The organism is Sphingopyxis sp., assembly GCF_035250425.1.
Lineage (GTDB): Bacteria > Pseudomonadota > Alphaproteobacteria > Sphingomonadales > Sphingomonadaceae > Sphingopyxis.
In genome coordinates, this window is the sequence record NZ_DATFFD010000039.1 from 16,908 (window position 1) to 32,750 (window position 15,843).

Annotated in this window: 15 protein-coding genes; 5 read left to right on the plus strand and 10 right to left on the minus strand. The window is 63.6% G+C overall.

The features are described 5' to 3' along the window. Nucleotides 1-141 precede the first annotated feature (141 nt). On the plus strand, nt 142-1,335 hold the full coding sequence (locus tag VJ811_RS02765; RefSeq protein WP_324070747.1) for a DUF3644 domain-containing protein: 1,194 nt from the start codon (nt 142-144) through the stop codon (nt 1,333-1,335). A gap of 296 nt (nt 1,336-1,631) precedes the next feature. On the opposite strand, the gene VJ811_RS02770 is transcribed toward VJ811_RS02765, so the two are convergent. After that, nucleotides 1,632-4,043, minus strand: coding sequence for a hypothetical protein (locus tag VJ811_RS02770; protein ID WP_324070748.1), 2,412 nt, complete (start codon nt 4,041-4,043; stop codon nt 1,632-1,634). A 126-nt stretch (nt 4,044-4,169) separates the two neighbouring features. Between VJ811_RS02770 and VJ811_RS02775 the strand changes: the two genes are divergently transcribed. Genes VJ811_RS02775 through VJ811_RS02785 form a run of 3 tightly spaced genes read left to right on the plus strand, consistent with a single transcriptional unit; the run spans nt 4,170 to nt 5,900 of the window. Beyond that, entirely contained in the window at nt 4,170-4,337 is a 168-nt protein-coding gene (locus tag VJ811_RS02775; RefSeq protein ID WP_324070749.1) for a ribbon-helix-helix protein, CopG family, read from the plus strand. Continuing rightward, complete coding sequence (locus VJ811_RS02780; RefSeq protein WP_324070750.1) at nt 4,337-4,744, plus strand: very short patch repair endonuclease; 408 nt, start codon at nt 4,337-4,339, stop codon at nt 4,742-4,744. The genes VJ811_RS02775 and VJ811_RS02780 overlap by 1 nt, the downstream gene beginning before the upstream one ends. Continuing rightward, the gene (locus tag VJ811_RS02785) at nt 4,737-5,900 is read left to right on the plus strand and encodes a DNA cytosine methyltransferase (RefSeq protein WP_324070751.1); all 1,164 of its coding nucleotides are present in this window, start codon (nt 4,737-4,739) and stop codon (nt 5,898-5,900) included. The genes VJ811_RS02780 and VJ811_RS02785 overlap by 8 nt, the downstream gene beginning before the upstream one ends. A gap of 24 nt (nt 5,901-5,924) precedes the next feature. Here VJ811_RS02785 and rlxS read toward each other — a convergent pair whose 3' ends face one another. The 6 genes from rlxS to VJ811_RS02815 all read right to left on the minus strand — a co-directional run bounded on the left by rlxS (nt 5,925) and on the right by VJ811_RS02815 (nt 10,612). After that, on the minus strand, nt 5,925-7,901 hold the full coding sequence (rlxS, locus tag VJ811_RS02790) for a relaxase/mobilization nuclease RlxS (protein WP_324070752.1): 1,977 nt from the start codon (nt 7,899-7,901) through the stop codon (nt 5,925-5,927). A 273-nt stretch (nt 7,902-8,174) separates the two neighbouring features. Beyond that, on the minus strand, nt 8,175-8,543 hold the full coding sequence (locus VJ811_RS02795; RefSeq protein ID WP_324070753.1) for a hypothetical protein: 369 nt from the start codon (nt 8,541-8,543) through the stop codon (nt 8,175-8,177). A 206-nt stretch (nt 8,544-8,749) separates the two neighbouring features. Continuing rightward, nucleotides 8,750-9,358, minus strand: coding sequence for a lytic transglycosylase domain-containing protein (locus VJ811_RS02800; protein WP_324070754.1), 609 nt, complete (start codon nt 9,356-9,358; stop codon nt 8,750-8,752). After that, entirely contained in the window at nt 9,346-9,930 is a 585-nt protein-coding gene (locus VJ811_RS02805; protein ID WP_324070755.1) for a S26 family signal peptidase, read from the minus strand. The genes VJ811_RS02800 and VJ811_RS02805 overlap by 13 nt, the downstream gene beginning before the upstream one ends. Continuing rightward, nucleotides 9,923-10,156 carry a helix-turn-helix domain-containing protein gene (locus tag VJ811_RS02810; protein ID WP_324070756.1) on the minus strand — a complete coding sequence of 78 codons (234 nt, stop codon included), beginning with the start codon at nt 10,154-10,156 and terminating at the stop codon, nt 9,923-9,925. The genes VJ811_RS02805 and VJ811_RS02810 overlap by 8 nt, the downstream gene beginning before the upstream one ends. Before the next feature lie 156 nt (nt 10,157-10,312). Continuing rightward, nucleotides 10,313-10,612 (minus strand): DUF736 domain-containing protein, encoded by a 300-nt coding sequence (locus VJ811_RS02815; RefSeq protein ID WP_324070757.1) that lies wholly within the window; start codon nt 10,610-10,612, stop codon nt 10,313-10,315. 320 nt (nt 10,613-10,932) lie between these two features. Here VJ811_RS02815 and VJ811_RS02820 point away from each other — a divergent pair, with 320 nt between their 5' ends. Beyond that, entirely contained in the window at nt 10,933-12,147 is a 1,215-nt protein-coding gene (locus VJ811_RS02820; RefSeq protein WP_324070758.1) for a PIN domain-containing protein, read from the plus strand. A 127-nt stretch (nt 12,148-12,274) separates the two neighbouring features. Here VJ811_RS02820 and VJ811_RS02825 read toward each other — a convergent pair whose 3' ends face one another. The 3 genes from VJ811_RS02825 to VJ811_RS02835 form a co-directional block, all read right to left on the minus strand. Next, on the minus strand, nt 12,275-14,047 hold the full coding sequence (locus VJ811_RS02825) for a ParB/RepB/Spo0J family partition protein (protein ID WP_324070759.1): 1,773 nt from the start codon (nt 14,045-14,047) through the stop codon (nt 12,275-12,277). An 84-nt stretch (nt 14,048-14,131) separates the two neighbouring features. Continuing rightward, nucleotides 14,132-14,542: a DUF2958 domain-containing protein gene (locus tag VJ811_RS02830; RefSeq protein ID WP_324070760.1), complete on the minus strand. Its 411-nt coding sequence runs from the start codon at nt 14,540-14,542 to the stop codon at nt 14,132-14,134. Then, on the minus strand, nt 14,539-15,522 hold the full coding sequence (locus VJ811_RS02835) for an ArdC family protein (RefSeq protein WP_324070761.1): 984 nt from the start codon (nt 15,520-15,522) through the stop codon (nt 14,539-14,541). Before VJ811_RS02835 ends, VJ811_RS02830 begins: the two co-directional genes overlap by 4 nt. Between the last annotated feature and the right edge of the window lie 321 nt (nt 15,523-15,843).

Consider the following 15,843-nt stretch of genomic DNA (forward strand, 5'->3'; position numbering starts at 1 on the left):
GGCCGACATCAGTGTCTGCTTTAAGCTCCAAATGCGCAGGATTCGAAGGAGAGATCTGCGGGGGTTGACCCGGGCCTCTTGAGTCATCCGTGAAGCCGCTGAGCTACTTCGCTTCCGGCGTCGCCGTGATATGAAGTCATCATGGGGAAAGCATCATCGACTGCGACTCTGACACCGATCGAGAAGGCGGTCATCAAAGCATTGCTTAACGACGGGTGGCGCGGTCAGGACATCCAGGCGCTGATCAATACCGGCCGCGCCGCCTCGATCAATTCCGGCCGGATATCAGCGATCAAGGCTGACGCGGCGATCGCCCCCGCCACCAAGCCACAAGTCGAAGCATTTCGGCAGAAGAAACTGCTGTTCGATCATGTGACCGGCCTTTGCCCGATCGACAACGAGCGGCTGGTCCGCGCGCGCGAGGCCATGCTGCTGGCCGTCGAGCTATTCAACACTCCGCGCATCGCGTTCAAGGCCGGCGCTTTCTCGATGCTCGCGAACGTCGCTTGGACCTATCTGCTCCACGAATATTACGAACAAAAGGGGGTGGCGATTGTCAACGCGGACGGCTTCAGCCTCCTGTTGTCGCAGATGATCGCCCGGCATGACTGCCCGCTATCGAAGGGATGCAAACAAAACCTCGAAGCGCTCAAGGAGATACGCGATGTGGAGGAGCATCGGACGATCGGCATGTTCGATCAGAAGTGGCTGCCGATATTCCAGTCGACCTGCCTGAATTTCGAGAAGGCGCTGACCGATTGGTTCGGCCCGAAGCTGACGCTCGGGCGCGATCTCGGCTTTTCGCTTCAGTTCGCCAAGCTGAAGTCGTCGGACATCGCCGCGCTGCAGGGACATGATCTGCCCGAACACATCGCGGCCCTTGATGCCAGCCTAGCGGCAAAGCTCGGCGAAGGTGACGCGGAGGATCTCGAGTACCAATTCAAGGTGGTCTACACCTTGACTAGCGCCTCGAAGGCCAAGGCGCACTTTCAGTTCGTCCAGCCCGAGTCAGCCGAGGGGAAGGAAATTCAAAACGTTCTAATCAAATACAAGTCGGCCGACGACATCTGGCCATTCAAACCTGGCGAGGTTGTAGCGCGTGTTGCGGCAGCGAGTGGGCGTGGGTTCACGAGCGATAAGCACCAGCGCGCATGGAAACTCTACAAGGCAAGGCCGTTAACATCCGCCGCCGATCCAGCTGCCACCATGAAGGATTATTGCACTTACCACGCCCCTTACAAATCATACACCTACTCGCAGGTTTGGGTCGACTTCCTGGTTGCTGAAATCGCGGACGACGCGAAGTGGGCGGCGTTGTCGGCCTATACCGGCTGACGAAGCCTGTTCCGCCTGGGTCAGATCATTCTTGTGACCCTATCGACGGGATTGTTCCGCGCTTTCAACAGAGCGAAAGATTCCCAGAGCGAGATCGCCGCCGAATCTTCGATCAGCTTGTAGAGCGGGCTCGACCGGGTCCATGATCGAACATGTGGCTTCCACATAGGTGAGACTCAGCCCGCGCGAGCTTGGCAGCAAACTCGACGATCCCGGCGCACGGCATCAGAGCTCGTCGGCGGCCGTCGCCTGCCGTGCTACGGACAGGGGTATCGCCCTTCATCCGAAAGTGAAGGCTATGCCCCCACCAACGCGCGTTCGTCCCTCGACATGAGATCCGCGAACGGGCTGTGCTGCACCGGGAACGTGGCCTCGCCCGCCTGCAACTCGCGCACGGGCGACACCAACGGTAAGGTGACCATCTCGGCGCGCCAATTGCCGGGCCGACGCTCGTGCTTATTCAAAACGACCCCATCCTGCCGCTTATCGTCGATAAATACCCCCGTCACTGGATCGAACTTGCGCATGTTGACCTGGGGTTCAAGCGTGTCTCCGGCTTGCTCCCGGTCCGTGGCGTCGCGCGCGCCGTAGCCACGGCTGCGGACGCCGCCATGGTTGGTGCCGTCGCCGGCCCATTCCCGGAACGTGAACCGATTATCGCCTTCACCGGTCATCGTATATTTCAGCTTCCGGCTGGGCACCTTGGTGTTGACGACCTCGTCATCCGCGCGAGCGATGCGGAAATCCGGATAGGTCGGGAACAGACGCGAACGGACATCCGCCTGCTCGAGGTGATCAAAAAGACCTTCCTCCTCGGCGATGCGAATAAGCGGCGCGGTTCTGAAAGGCTGGTCGCCCGACCGGCGACGCGCGCGCAACGTCGTCTCACCCTGAATGATATGCGGTGCCACCACTTCGCGATCAACCCGCTCGAAGAATCGCTGAATGACCGGATCGGCCATGTCGCGCTTCACCTTGATTAGCGTGGTCGGCGCGCCACGTCGGTAGGTGCCGACAACTTGGCTGTGACGGCTGGTCTTGTAGATGTAGCCGCCCTTCTCGCGCTTGTAGTCCTCGACCAACATGGCGTTGTCGGTCGACATCACAACGGTGGACTGCTTGCCGTAGCCGCAAGCGCGGCCCAGCAGGCCCTGTAGCAGCGCGTTGAGATCAGCAGCCTTCTTCGAAAATTCGAGGAACCACTTCACCGAGCTCGGGAAGGCGTCGCCCATGCGCGCGCGATTGGTCACGGCGACGAGAAACGGGAGATTCTTGTGCTTGCGCTCGCGGATGGCACGCTTCACGCTCTTTCCGCGATATTCGGCCCCGAAATATTCGATCACCTCGATCCTGTCGGCGGGCAGATCGAGTTTGCTCAACAGGCGCTGCGAGCGCGTGTTGTTATTGAAGAGACGCAGGCAAACGCCCGTGACGGCATCGCCATCGCTGGTCATCCTCAGGATCGCGGCACTGAGCGCGCGCTCCACTTCCCGCCGATAGTGCTCGTGATTCTCGGTGAAGCCGATCTGGCGAGCGAAGCGATCGAACTGATGCGGATCCGCATCATAGGCCTGCAGCGAAACCTTGCCGAGAAAGGGGATGCCAAATTCGTCGCCCAGATCGGCGAAGCTCAACGTGCGCGGCGGCTCGACATCGGCGTCGGCGTCGATGACCTGCCCGCCGAAATAGTTGAAGCCGGAATAAGCGGAGGTGAGGTACTGCTTCACCTCCCAGACCGCCTCGATGTCATGCAACTCGTACGGCGTTGCCGACAGGCCGATGAAGACGCGATCACCCTTGTCCTGGCCGAGCGCGTCGTCGATGGCGTTGAAAATCTTCACGAGAACGCAAGGGCGCCGTTCGAAATCGTCGTCCACCCGCACGAAGCGATCGCTTGCCCCGAACTGGGGCTCGTCGATGATCAAGAGCGGGGCGAACCCTTTGCTGTTGGCTTGGCGGCAGAGGCCCGCGACACGCGCGATGGCCTCGCCGTTGGTGCGCCGCTGAATGAAGTCATCAAGTCGAGGCTCCATCATCGTATCCGGCAACGCCTTCTTCAAGACGTGCTCGCGATAGGTGTTGATGGTCGGCGAATATTGAAAGAACGGGTCGATCCCGACCTGCTTCACATATTGGATCAGGGTGCATTTGTGGGTGTCGTCGATCTCGACCGTCAGTTCGCCGTAATAGTCGAGGAAGCGGTTGATTTCGATCTTGGTCTGATCCTCCTGACTCGTGTGGCTGGTGATCAGGTAGATCGGATAGTGGCATCGGCCGGTTAGCAGATAGACGATCGGGCCGGCAAACTGCAGCGCCAGTGACGTAGTGGTTTTGCCGGATTGCATCGCGCCCAGCACCAGACCGTTGTTCTGTGGGGCGGTGAGCAGCTCGCCGACGCAGTTCAGGGCGGTCATTAACTGGGAATCGTGCAGGACGCCGGAATCGTCGGCCCGTTCCGTGAAGCGCGCCACGCGGGCAATGTTGCTCCGGATCGAGGCGATCGCGCTTTCGGTGTTGAGCCGGACTCCGAGCCCAAGTTCGGTCGCGTGCGCGTTGAACACCTCGGCGATTCCGAGGAGATGATCACTATATTCCTTGACCGCCTTGCCCACATCCATGTGCGCAATCTTCTCAGCCGTGATCGGGTTCATCGTCACCCCTTTTGAAGCTCGTCGCGGCAAACCTGCGCCGCGATGATTATCATGCATTTATTTACGCGTATAAAATCACGCCATGATCTCAATGTCAATTACCACGAGATAAATGAATTAAGTTGACGTATCTTGCCGCATGATTCATCAACATGATGGGAGGCGGTGATGGTTGCTCGGAAGGTGACGACGAACAAGGCGGTTCCCCTCACGATCACGCTCGACGAGGCCGATCGCGCCGAGCTGGATCAGCTCGCGAAAATTACCGAGCGTAGCCTGGCGCATTTGGCGCGCGAGGCCATTCGCGAATACCTTGCCAAGCAACGCGCCCGATTGGGCAAGGCAAGCTGATGGACACGCTTTCGCCCGAGCAGCGGAGCGAGCGCATGAGTCGTGTCCGGGCGTCCAACACCAAGCCCGAGCTGATGTTGCGGTCCTTGGTTTGGAAACTGGGGCATCGATATCGCAAGGGGAAAGCGACCATCGTCGGCAAACCTGACATCGCCTTTGTCGGCAAGAAGCTGGCGATTTTCATGCACGGCTGCTTCTGGCACCGGCACAATTGCGCGAACGGTCGACGCGAGCCGAAATCACGGCTTGAGTTTTGGGGCCCGAAATTCGCGCGGAACGTGGCGCGCGATGCCGAGGTGCGGGAACGACTGGCCGCCGCCGGGTGGCGGTCACTGATTGTCTGGGAATGCGAACTGCGTGACCCGGATGATGTCTCGCGCCGACTCAAGGCATTTCTAGATGCGTAGCTTCGAGATCTTCGCCGGCTGTGGTGGACTCGCGCTGGGGATGGCACGCGCGGGCTTCGGTCACGACGCGGTTGTCGAATTTGATCGCGACGCGGTCAACACCTTGGAGGATAACCGGCGTCGCGGGATCGACCATGTGCGTCACTGGAAGATCGATCATGTCGACGTGCGTGATATCGATTACGCGCGCATGTCCCAAGTAGACGTGGTATCGGGTGGGCCTCCCTGTCAGCCCTTCTCGATCGGTGGCAAGCACCTCGGTGCCCGTGATCCGCGCAACATGTGGCCGGAAGCGATCCGCGCCATTCGCGAGCTGTCGCCTCGCGCCTTCGTCCTGGAGAACGTGCGCGGTCTCTTTCGGCCCGCGTTCGCGCCTTATCTCGACTACATCACGCTGCAGCTGAGCTATCCGCAGTTGGCGCCGCGCCCGGATGAGTTTTGGGAAGATCATCTCGCGCGGCTCCAGCTACACCGGCTGGCCGATGGCGGACGGACGAAAGCCTATCGGGTTCTGTCCAAGGCGGTAAACGCGGCCGACTATGGCGCCGCCCAGAAGCGCCATCGCGCGATTTTCATAGGTATTCGCGCGGATCATGGAGATGACTGGGAGTTCCCTTCGGCGACCCATTCGCAGGAGGCGCTCGCCTGGGCGAAGCACGTCGACCTGAGCTACTGGAAGCGTCACGATGTCCGCCGTGTTCTGGCACCCTCATCCACCGCCGAGGCGCAAGCGCTCAAGCGCGCGATCGATCGCGGTTCGGCACCGGCCGAAAAGCCCTGGGTGACGGTGAGAGACGCGATCGGCGATCTGCCGCTTCCGACTAAATCGGAATTCATCGCGGGTCACTGGCAACATCCCGGCGCGAAGGCCTACCGAAATCACACCGGGAGCAGCCCGGATGAGCCCGCCAAGGCGCTGAAGGCCGGAGATCACGGTGTCCCCGGCGGCGAGAACATGGTCGTCAACCGTCGCGGGAATGTTCGATATTTCACCGTGCGGGAGATGGCGCGCCTGCAAGGGTTCCCAGACGACTTCAATGTCGTGGGAAGTTGGAAGGCGGCCACCCGGCAGCTTGGCAACGCGGTGCCGACAGTCATGGCCGAAGTCATGGCGAATGCCGTCCGCGCGATTCTCGACAACGGAGCGACAGGCTGACACCTTTTGCGTGGTCAATGGCGATCATGTGATTTCGGGGCCCGCTCGCCCGCGCCCAAACTGCCAACTCACCCCGTCGGCGCGCATGATCCCCGAAGCCGTCTTGCCGATCTGATTTTCCAGGACCGGCCGCCAAGGAACCAGCGTAAATTCCCGCGACTTCTCGACCATCGCGAACCGGCCACTGGCGAGGTCGATCCGCCGCGTGATGGTCCCCTCGATCCGCTCGCCGACGCGAGCCTCGACGAACGGCTTTCCGATCTCGCTCGAAAGCATTTCGCCCTCCCGCAACAATTCCCGCCTTTGGAGCATCATGATCGCATTCGCCCGCAACCGGGTACGGTCGCCGTCAACATCCGCGAGCCGCTGCTCGACCAGCCATTGCCGCCGGCCTGCCATGGCCGCGTGGACCTCGCGCCCGAAGCCGGCGTCACGGATCGGCAGCGGAGATTGCGATGCCAACTCCCGATCGACCCAAGTCGCCGCATCGGCTCCACGCAGCTGGTCCAGTGGTCGCGTCGACAGAGTCTCCACCTCGACCGGCTGGTCCCGATGACGGCGTGCCTCATAAGCGGCGGCACGATCGATATGGTCGGGGGGAATCTTCCAGCTTCCGTCGGGCTCGCGCTCAACGCCGGCGCCCGCCCGCCGCATCGCCTCAAGCCGCCGTACATGGGTTTCGGCGAAGGCCTGCGTGGCCGAGGGGTCATGCCGCAGATGCAGGTCGGCCGAATATCGCCCGCCATTCGCTACCGCCACCTCGGCGACGACGCGATCGGCGTCCCTGACCTCCATGCTTCGCGCCGACACGCGGACAATCGCGCCCTCCGGGATCGGCGCCACCGCGTCGCCCCACCCGATATCGACATAATGGGCATGACCATCCACCCCATCGACGAGCAGATAGTGGCGATCGCGATGCTCGTTAGCGAGACCGCGCGCGATCACGCGGCCGACGACCGGCTCGGGATCGGTTTCCCCGGCTCCGAACAGGCTTCGCCCGATCCACGGCCGCTGAAGATTCCGGGCGGTCAGTTCGCGCTGCATGGTCCGGATGATGTCGCCTCGCTCGCCAAGCGTTCGCAGCGTCCCTTCCAGATCGTCGGCGAGGCGCCAGCGACCACCGCCGACATCGTCGGCGAGGCTCATGCTGGCGAGCTTCTGCAACCGGCCCGCCCGGAGCGATTGCTGGAAGGGATCGCGGTCTGCCGATGTGACCAGGCGATCGGCGTCCATCGACCGGATCAGGCGGCGGTCGATCGCCGTCATCCGCTCCTCACCGATATCGTGACGAAGCCTTGCCTCGATTTCCTGATCCGTTCGCGGCCCGAGATCGAGCGTCACCAGTTCGGCCGCACGCTCGCGGATGCCATGCGCGATATATTCGCGGGCGATGATCAGATTCTGACCCGTATCGTCGACCCCGCGTAGCATGATGTGGGTATGCGGATGCGCCGTGTTGAAATGGTCGACCGCGACCCAGTCGAGCCTGGTCCCAAGATCGGCTTCCATCTGCGCCATCAGCCGGCGGGTGAACGGCTTGAGGTCGGGATATTCCACCCCGTCCTCGGCGGAGACGATGAAGCGAAACTGGTGGCGGTCGCCGTCGCAGCGCTGGAGGAAGGCCTTGCCGTCGGCCGTGTCGTGCTCGGCGGAATAGAGCTCGCCCGGAGCGCCTTCGCGCGTGACGCCGTCGCGCTGGATATAGCGCAGGTGAGCGCGCGCCGCTGGCATGCCCTTCGCGCCGATGCGCACAAGCCGCGTCTTCACGACCGCGCGCCGCGCGCGCATGCCACCGAAGCGATCGCGGCTGGAAAGCAGCCGTCCCATGCTGGCGCCGCGCCCAATCCGACTGCCGTCGAACCGCCGGCTTCTGATCGTGCCCTTCTCGGCCGATCGGATCGCGGCGCCGACGATGCGACCAAGGTAGCGCCGCGCCTTCTTGCCGCTCCGCTGTCGCTGCCGGCCGACCCGAGGGGTGAAATCCTCGTCGTCACTCATCGCCGAGCCCCTTCAGGCCAGTGAATCTCGCAATTGCCGGCCAGAAATGGCGGATTTCCGCCAATCTTCACGAACATGTCTCGCGCGCAGCGCACCATGTCTCGTAAGAAAACGATGTGCAGACAAACACTTAGCAATGCCTTGGAGGCATTGCCTTTCTCTTGCTTTCGCCGTTTCCCTTCTTCCCCTCTCAATCCTCTTGCTCGGATCAAAAGGAAAGCCGGGCCACGATGCCGATCCGGCACCGCGACCCGGCCTGAAATGATGTGGCTATCAGGCATCCGCGAATGCCGCCAATGCCTGATGCCGACGCCTGAATTCGCGCTTTCCCATCAATCCGTGCGGGTTTCCGTCACCATCGATGATCATCACCGCGACGAACCACTTGCCGTCCAGTCGTCCGAAAATCCGCACCCGATCGAGGTCGATTTCGTCATCGTCGACGCTCTCGAAAGCGCCGATCCAGCGCTCTATTTCTCGCGCAACCCAAAGGAAATCGCTCTCTTCAGCCTCCAGAAACCGATGTGCCAAGGCCTCGCCGGCACCGTGCCCGAACTCGATCTCCAGCCCCGAAACCAACGTCGCCATCACGCGATCCGCCGCGACTGATATGGGTTGAAACATGGTCATGATGATCTCCATCGCTTGCGCTCCCATCATCGAGAACAGCGTGGAGAAGACGGATGGCGGAGCGGCTGTCAGGGCCGCGGAGCGAAGCGCAGCGCCGCGAAGCGGTCGTGGGGGGAACCGATTTTCGAAGAAAATTGGGGAGCACCCGCGGGCCTTGAGAGCCGCTCCGCGAGCCGTCATGCTGGGCCTATCGAGACGAGCCCTACCACCGCCCGCGATCATGGCACGTCCTTGCGAACCGCGAACAACAACACCTGCTCACGGACGGGATCGGCGGTCGCAGTCTGCGCGAAATTGTCCCGCCGCACTGCGAACAGGCTCGGCGGGGGAGCTGGGACGTCAACAGGCTGGGGCGGTCGCTGCGCGCTGCCCACCGTCCCGAGATAGGCGATCGTCTCGCCGGGCAAGCGGCGCTTTCCGGCGAGCCATTCGGCATAGGCGCCGGGACCAGCATTGTAGGCGCCGAACAGCCGGGGATAGCCGAACCGGTCGTACATCAGCCGAAGATAGTAGGTGCCGGCGAGAATATTGTCGCGTGGATCGTCCGAGTTGGTGCCGAGGGCAAGCCGCGCGCGCATCTCGCTCCACGTCGCCGGCATCAACTGCATGAGGCCCATCGCACCGGCGCGACTGCGGATCGGCCGACCATTGAGCATTGCCAGGCCATTGCTCTCGGCGCGCATGACCCGCTCGATCCAGCTGGTCGGGATGCCGAAGCGGGCCGATGCCTCGTCGATATAAGGCGTCCAGCGCGCGACCTCGTCGGCATATGCCGGCGTGGCGACCAGTATCAAGATCGCAGGCACCAGCCGCTTCAGCGCGTCCATAGCGGATGCGCCTTGCCGATGATCTGGCTGCTCTCGGTGAGCCCGAAATAGCGCCCGTCGAACGATGCCGGACTGCCCGACATCAGCAGGAAGAACTGATGCCCGCGCAGCCGCACGCACCCGCTCCACCAGGGCATCGGACGCCCGCGCGGATCGGCCGCGACCCGCTCGGCGGCCCATCGGCCGTTGATGAAAATCTGCGTGCCGAGCGCACAAATCTCATCGCCCGGCCCCGCCGCGACGCGCTTCACGAGCGGCACATTAGCCGGGAGATAGCGGCGGCTGGCGGCCAATTTGCGCCACGGATCGGGCAGCCTTGCGATTACCATGTTGCCGGGGTCGACTTCGCTGCCCGGCGTCACGGCATAGAGTCCGACCGGGATACTGGCGCTGGCATTCCAAATGAGGCGCGGCGATGGCGGAAAAGCAATGGTCAGCCCGAGAATCGCGATACTGACGCCGATGATCGCGATGCGATGACCAAGCCGACGGCGCTTCGCGCGATCGGCGCGGAGCTGGTCGCCCCATGCGAGAAGCGGCAGTTCGGCGCTGCGATCCGAGCGCCTAGTCATGACGCTTCTCCCCGACTGCCTGCGCCTCGGACCAGGCGTCGAGGTCGTCGATATGATATTGTACGAAGCGGCTGTGGAGGCGGAAAACCGGCCCCTTGCCAGCGCGCCGCAAGCGGCGCAGCAAGCGGCCCGAGATCTTCAGATAGGCCGCCGCCTGATCGGTATTGATATAGGGGGAGCCGCGTTTGGCGCGGTTCGCGCGCGAGATGTCGTCGTCACTATCCATCTTGGCTGTCCGGTGCTCGTGTCGGACGGCGGTGTGCCATCCACGGCCCCAGGAATGGCGGGCGCGGCATCGGAACGGGAGTGTCGGAATCGGGCAGACCATTTTCGACACACCCACGAGTCTCGGCCCCGCGCTCGGCGCGCGGGGCCGGAGAGTTCAGCGCGACCAGATGAGCTTGTGCTCGCCGTTGTCGCTCTGCGTCAGGGTTGCGTAGATGGGTGCCGGGAAGGACGGATCGTCGAGCTTGAGGCTGAGATATTCTGCCCCGGTGTCGCGCGCCGCCTTGGTCCAGCCCGCGCCGAACTCGACGCCGCCGGCACTCACACGATGGTCCGGGGCCTTGTCGTTCTCGCGGTCGACGGGCCGGATGCTGGCCTTGACGCGCAGTGTCAGGGTCCGGATTTCGCCGGTGAAGATGCCGTTTTCGCCGCGAGTGAAGCTACCGATCTGTGCCATGTCGTATCTCCTGATGCTTGTCTCGATGCCGCCCCATGCGGCCTCGATGGCGGTCAATCAGGCGCAGGGCGGCCGCTTCGCACCGTCAGGCTGAAGCGATAGCGAAGGACGGCATGAGCCGAGCTTCTTGTCTCGCGAGGAAGCCCGAAGGGCGGGGAAGAAGGTTGGTGACGCCGTTGCGCAGGCAAGGCCGGCCAGCGCAGACCCGCCAGCTAAGAGGCGAAATGGGCGGCCGAAGGCGACATCGGAGCGTCGTGCGGATCGGATACGATATGCCGGCACGCGCTTCGTTCCGGGTTCGTGCCATGCTATTGGACGCTATGGCCTATGATGCGTTCACCATCGACACGAACATCGCCGACGAGGCTAGTCTAAACCTGACCGGCGGACTTCTCGGACAGCTGACCCAGTTCAAAGACGGGCAGATCGAAGTTGTTCTAAGCGAGATCGTCGTGCGCGAGATGCTCAAGCATCTCGTGGACCAAGTGAAGAAAACGCATGACACACTCGTCAGCGCCGCGAGCCGGGCCGAGAACGTGAGGCTCGTCGAGGGCGCCGCCGCAGACGGTCTCAACGCGATCATCGAGGGACTCGGTGAACCGAAGAAGATCGCAAGCAAGCGGCTGAGCGATTATTTCGAGGCAGTCGGCGCGGAGCTGATCCCGAGCGCGCTGGCCTCGGTCGAGGATCTGGTTCGAGGCTATTTCGGTGCCTCAGCGCCGTTCGAAGCGGCCGGCGCGAAGAAAAATGAATTTCCCGATGCAATCGCGCTTCTGTCAATCGAGGCTTGGGCGAAAGCCGCCGGCAAGAAGGTGCTGGCCGTCTCCAAGGACAAGGGTTGGATCGCGTTTGCTGAAAAATCGGAATGGATCGATGTCGAGCGGGATTTCGGCAAGGCACTTGCAATTGTGCAGGGTCATGTCGCCGAGGCGGACGAGCGCGTGGCGGCGTTTCTCGCGGCGCTTGAGGCCGGTGGCCTCCCAGATTTGGCGGAGGAGACCGAACGCCGGCTGTCGGACGCGGTCAGCGATTGGAATTTCATGGCCGAAGGCAGCAGCGCTTACAGCTTCGAGGCGGACATCGCAGAGCTCCAATTTGGCGAATATGCGCTCAAGAACATCGATGGCGAATATGACTTCGCAATCGTTCGTTTGGGGAGCAACCAAGTCGCAGTGCGGATCGCTGCGAGCATCAGCGCGACTGCCTTGGCCGACTTTTCGCTGTCAATCTACGACAGTATCGACAAGGACTATGTCGGCATGGGCGGCATGTCTGCGGAGCGCGAGATCGAATTTGATGGGGCTTTTTTGCTCACATTGACGGGCGATCTCGCCGGCCCTGCAGACGAACTTGGCGTCGAGGGCGTGGAACTTGTGGATGCCGTCAGGCAGGTTGATTTCGGTGATATCAGCCCGGACTACACCGATGTCGACGAGCGCGACTATGAGGAATGGTTGGCCGATGAGCAAGACGCCGACGTCAAAGCGGACGTTGAGCATCATGCTGCCGGCCTGATCGGCGCTGCCGAGTTTTGAGATGTAGAGACGATCGAAATTGAGGTAAAACGCAACATTGAGCCGCGCGCCGACGCCGGAACGGCGGAGGCGCGCGGCCGAATTTCAGGGCTCGTCTGAGGGCGGGCCGAAGCCCGCCCTCAGAAGTTCAGGCTGCTTCCGCAAAAGGCTCGGCCTGCTCACGAGGTTCCGGCGCGGCGGAAATGTCGCGCGCCGCATCGACCTTAGCATGGGCGGCGACGGTGCCGACCCCGCCGCGCGTGGTGTAGGCGCTCGGCGGGAATTGCATCCAGCGCGGCACCCAGCGCTCGACCTTGGGGCGTCCGTCATTGCCCGCCAGATGGTCGGCGATGATCCGCTTCAAGGTCTTGGACTTCTCGCCCGCATTGGCGCTGGCGACCGTTTCGCCCGCCACCTCGGCGACCATCCGGCCCAGCACCTCGCGGTCGCGGATCAGGCCGAACAGCGCCTCGTCCGCCTGCCACCAATCGGCCATGTCGATGCCGATCTCGGTGCCGACCGCTGCGACGGCGGCGCTGCCCGCCGCCAGCGTCTCACCGATGACGACCGCGATGACCTCCATGACGGCGGGATCGGGAAGCTCGACGAGGCGAAGGAACACGCCCGCCACGCCATAGTCGTCGCCGTTTTCCCCGGTCACGGTCGGCTCCTCGGACGAGAAGCCGAGCAGGGCGAGCACGGCGCGGCGGCGCTCGTCGAACACCGTCTCGCCGCGCGCGGTTTCGAGGCTTTCGCGCACCTCGTCATTGCGCGTGGTCTGCGGCTCCGGCGACACCCGCCACAGATGCGAGCCGACCACGGCGTGGGCGACCATCAAGCGGAGCGCCACTTGCGGGTGGGTCAGCAGCGCGGCGCGGACGGCGGCGTGACGGTGGAGATCGACATAGGTCTGCAAGGTAGAGGTCAGTTCGGGGCGCTGCGGCTTCGGCCCTCCGGGCGCTTCGCCGCTGGCGAGGCGGCGGGCTTCCTTACGGGTCAGATAGCCTTCGTGGAAGGTCACCTCGCCGGTGGAACGGACATCGACATAGATGCGCCCGCCCTTGCGCTTGGGGGCCTTCTCATATTCCCACGAATGGAAATGTTCGGACGCGGGGATGATCACGACATCGCTCCAGCCGTCCTCGATATAGGCCGCGCGCCGTGCCTCAATGGCTTCGTTCTGCGCGGTCCAGAACGCCTCGGGGTCCGCGAAATAGCGGTCGTCGCCGAACAAGTCGGCGACGGTCGCGCCCGGATAGGTGGTGATGTCGAACAGCGCCACCTTCGCCGCGATCGACTGCCCGCCGAACAGCCATGCCTTCAATTGGTGGCCGGTCGGCGTGTAGTTGTCGGGGTCGTCATAAAGTGCCAGCCACGCCTTTTGCTGGCTCTTGCTGGCAAGGGTCAGGTGGCGGACGGTGGTGCGGTCGATCTTCTCGTCGCGGTAGAGCTGGCGGATGCGCGGCAGCAGATTGCCGAGCGCCAGCACGCGGCAAATGGTGAGGTCGGGAAGCCCGAAGGTGGCAGCGATGTCGTCCACCTCGCGGCCTTCCTTGACCAGCCGGGTGAAGGTTTCCCACTGGGTCACCTCGTCGGGGTCGAGGCGCGCCAAGTTCTCGATCAGCGAGGCTTCGAGTGCGGCGGCATCGTCGCCCGCCTCCATGATCGCGGACGGCACCCGGCCAAGCTCCGGGTCCGCGCCTTCTTCGGTCTGCGCGAGCCGCGCAGCATGAACGCGCCGCCGCCCCGCGACCAGTTCGAAGCGGCCTTCGGCGATTCCGGGGCGGAGGATGACCGGCACGATGATGCCGCGCTTGCGCACAGTTGGCAGGATGTCGGACACATCGGGAGCCTTCTTGCCGTGGCGCATGTTCACGGCGCTGTCGTCGATGTTGCCAATGTCGATGAATTCGAGTTTCATGACTTCACTCCTTGTGAGTGCCGGTCCGTCGCTCTTTCCGGGATGGCGGATCGGCTTACGAATGGCGGCGAACGGCCGCCTGCGTCATCCGCCTCGTGGCGGAAGCTGGTTGGCTCCGGCGCTGCGGAGTATCTGTTGAGCGGACAGGATCGACCCGGTTCGGCGGGCGGCATCGGCCCAAACCGAGAGGCTATGCGGCGTCTCGAACCCGATATCGCGCTCGATGCCGAGGCCGAACGGCAGGCGAACCGAAGCGATCTCGGACAGACTGAAATAGCCGAGTTCGGGGCATCCGAAGCCAAGGTCGGCGAGGCCGAACAGGGTGTCGTCGTCGCTATCCAATTCGGTCGCCAGCCATGTCGCTGCGCCCACCGGATTGAACAGTTTCAGCACCGGCACGGGGTCGGGGTCGGCCCGTCCGCCAATCGCGGCGGCGCGGTGATTGATGGCGTTCGCGCGCAGCGCGAAACGCAGGTCGGGGGTCAGGAGGATCATGCCGCTGACCGCAGCCGCGTGTCTGCGGTCAGCCTTTCGTCCTGCGCCTCGCGGTGCCGCGCGAGCAGCCAGTCGGCGGCTTTGGTTGCGGCGCTGGCGGCGCGGAAGATCGCGCGATTGTCCTCGCGCAAGACTTCCAGCCAAGAGCCGATATAGTCGGCATGACGCACGGTCGGCACGATGCCGAGCGCGGCGCAGAGGAAGGCCGATCCCATCTCGGCGACCAGTTCCTCCCGCGCATAATCCTTGCTGCCGAAGGCATTCTTCAAGGCGCGCGCGAGCCGCTTGGGGTGGCCGGTCGCGTGGGTCAGTTCGTGCAGGCAGGTCCGGTAATAGTTGATTTGCTCGAAAAAGGCGGGCTGCGGTGGCACCTGCACGAAATCGGGTTCGGGCGCGTAGAATGCCTTCGACCCGCCGACACGAAAATCCACGCCCGACGCGGCAATCACCTCCTCGGCAACGGGCACGATCTCGCGTTCGGGCAGCGGCGCGGGATCGGACGCCAGTCCGGCGCGCAGGCCCTCGCATTGCGCGACGTTGAACACAGTGAACCGCTTGAGGAAGGGAACGACGCGGGCCTCGTCGCCGTCGCGCTGGGCACGTTCCTTCTCGGCTTCGGGGGTGAAGCGGTCGGCATAGACCACGGTCACGCCATGCTCGCCCTTGCGGACGCAGCCGCCCGCCTCCTGCGCCTGCCGGAAGGTCAGCCAGCTTTGCGACGGCCAGCCATGTTCGATCACCTCGCCCCACAGGATCAGGATATTGACGCCTGAATAAGTCCGGGCGGTGAGCGCGTTGCGCGGCAGGCCAGGGTCGGTCCCGCCGGTTCGTCCCCAAGGCTGGACCCATGGAAACCGCCCCGCCTCAAGCTCGGCGATGATCCGGGCGGTCACCTCGTCATACAGATTGGCGCGGGTTGCTTGGGGTTGCTCCTCGCTCGCTCGGTTGCGGCGGGTACGGCGGCTGGTGGCTTGACGCATCGCTGTCCTCCATCGCCACCCAAAAAACAGCAAGCCTCCCCGGAAGGCGGGGGTGGGCGGCGAGACGCGACCAAGAGGCCCGGCTCCAGTGGCCGGCGGCACCGCAGGGCGGAACGAAGAGGAGCACCCGAGCTTGAGCGAGGGTTGCCGCAGGCCACGTCGGGCCTAGCCGGGAGCGCTGCCCGCACCCGCCGTACCGGGAGAGGCATAGACAACGCCGCCGCGCGTTCGCGCGGCGTCCGCAGCCACGCCAGCGATCGTCACCGGATGGCCGAGACCCGGCACGGGGCTCGGCGAAGACCGCCCAGGGCGGTCTGAGTA

Excerpts from the sequence above, each read along its gene's own strand:
- VJ811_RS02765 (WP_324070747.1), top strand. The coding sequence starts at position 142 with ATGGGGAAAGCATCATCGACTGCGACTCTGACACCGATCGAGAAGGCG.
- VJ811_RS02770 (WP_324070748.1), bottom strand. The coding sequence starts at position 4,043 with ATGCATGATAATCATCGCGGCGCAGGTTTGCCGCGACGAGCTTCAAAA.
- VJ811_RS02780 (WP_324070750.1), top strand. The coding sequence starts at position 4,337 with ATGGACACGCTTTCGCCCGAGCAGCGGAGCGAGCGCATGAGTCGTGTC.
- VJ811_RS02785 (WP_324070751.1), top strand. The coding sequence starts at position 4,737 with ATGCGTAGCTTCGAGATCTTCGCCGGCTGTGGTGGACTCGCGCTGGGG.
- rlxS (WP_324070752.1), bottom strand. The coding sequence starts at position 7,901 with ATGAGTGACGACGAGGATTTCACCCCTCGGGTCGGCCGGCAGCGACAG.
- VJ811_RS02795 (WP_324070753.1), bottom strand. The coding sequence starts at position 8,543 with ATGGAGATCATCATGACCATGTTTCAACCCATATCAGTCGCGGCGGAT.
- VJ811_RS02800 (WP_324070754.1), bottom strand. The coding sequence starts at position 9,358 with ATGGACGCGCTGAAGCGGCTGGTGCCTGCGATCTTGATACTGGTCGCC.
- VJ811_RS02805 (WP_324070755.1), bottom strand. The coding sequence starts at position 9,930 with ATGACTAGGCGCTCGGATCGCAGCGCCGAACTGCCGCTTCTCGCATGG.
- VJ811_RS02810 (WP_324070756.1), bottom strand. The coding sequence starts at position 10,156 with ATGGATAGTGACGACGACATCTCGCGCGCGAACCGCGCCAAACGCGGC.
- VJ811_RS02815 (WP_324070757.1), bottom strand. The coding sequence starts at position 10,612 with ATGGCACAGATCGGTAGCTTCACTCGCGGCGAAAACGGCATCTTCACC.
- VJ811_RS02820 (WP_324070758.1), top strand. The coding sequence starts at position 10,933 with ATGGCCTATGATGCGTTCACCATCGACACGAACATCGCCGACGAGGCT.
- VJ811_RS02825 (WP_324070759.1), bottom strand. The coding sequence starts at position 14,047 with ATGAAACTCGAATTCATCGACATTGGCAACATCGACGACAGCGCCGTG.
- VJ811_RS02830 (WP_324070760.1), bottom strand. The coding sequence starts at position 14,542 with ATGATCCTCCTGACCCCCGACCTGCGTTTCGCGCTGCGCGCGAACGCC.
- VJ811_RS02835 (WP_324070761.1), bottom strand. The coding sequence starts at position 15,522 with ATGCGTCAAGCCACCAGCCGCCGTACCCGCCGCAACCGAGCGAGCGAG.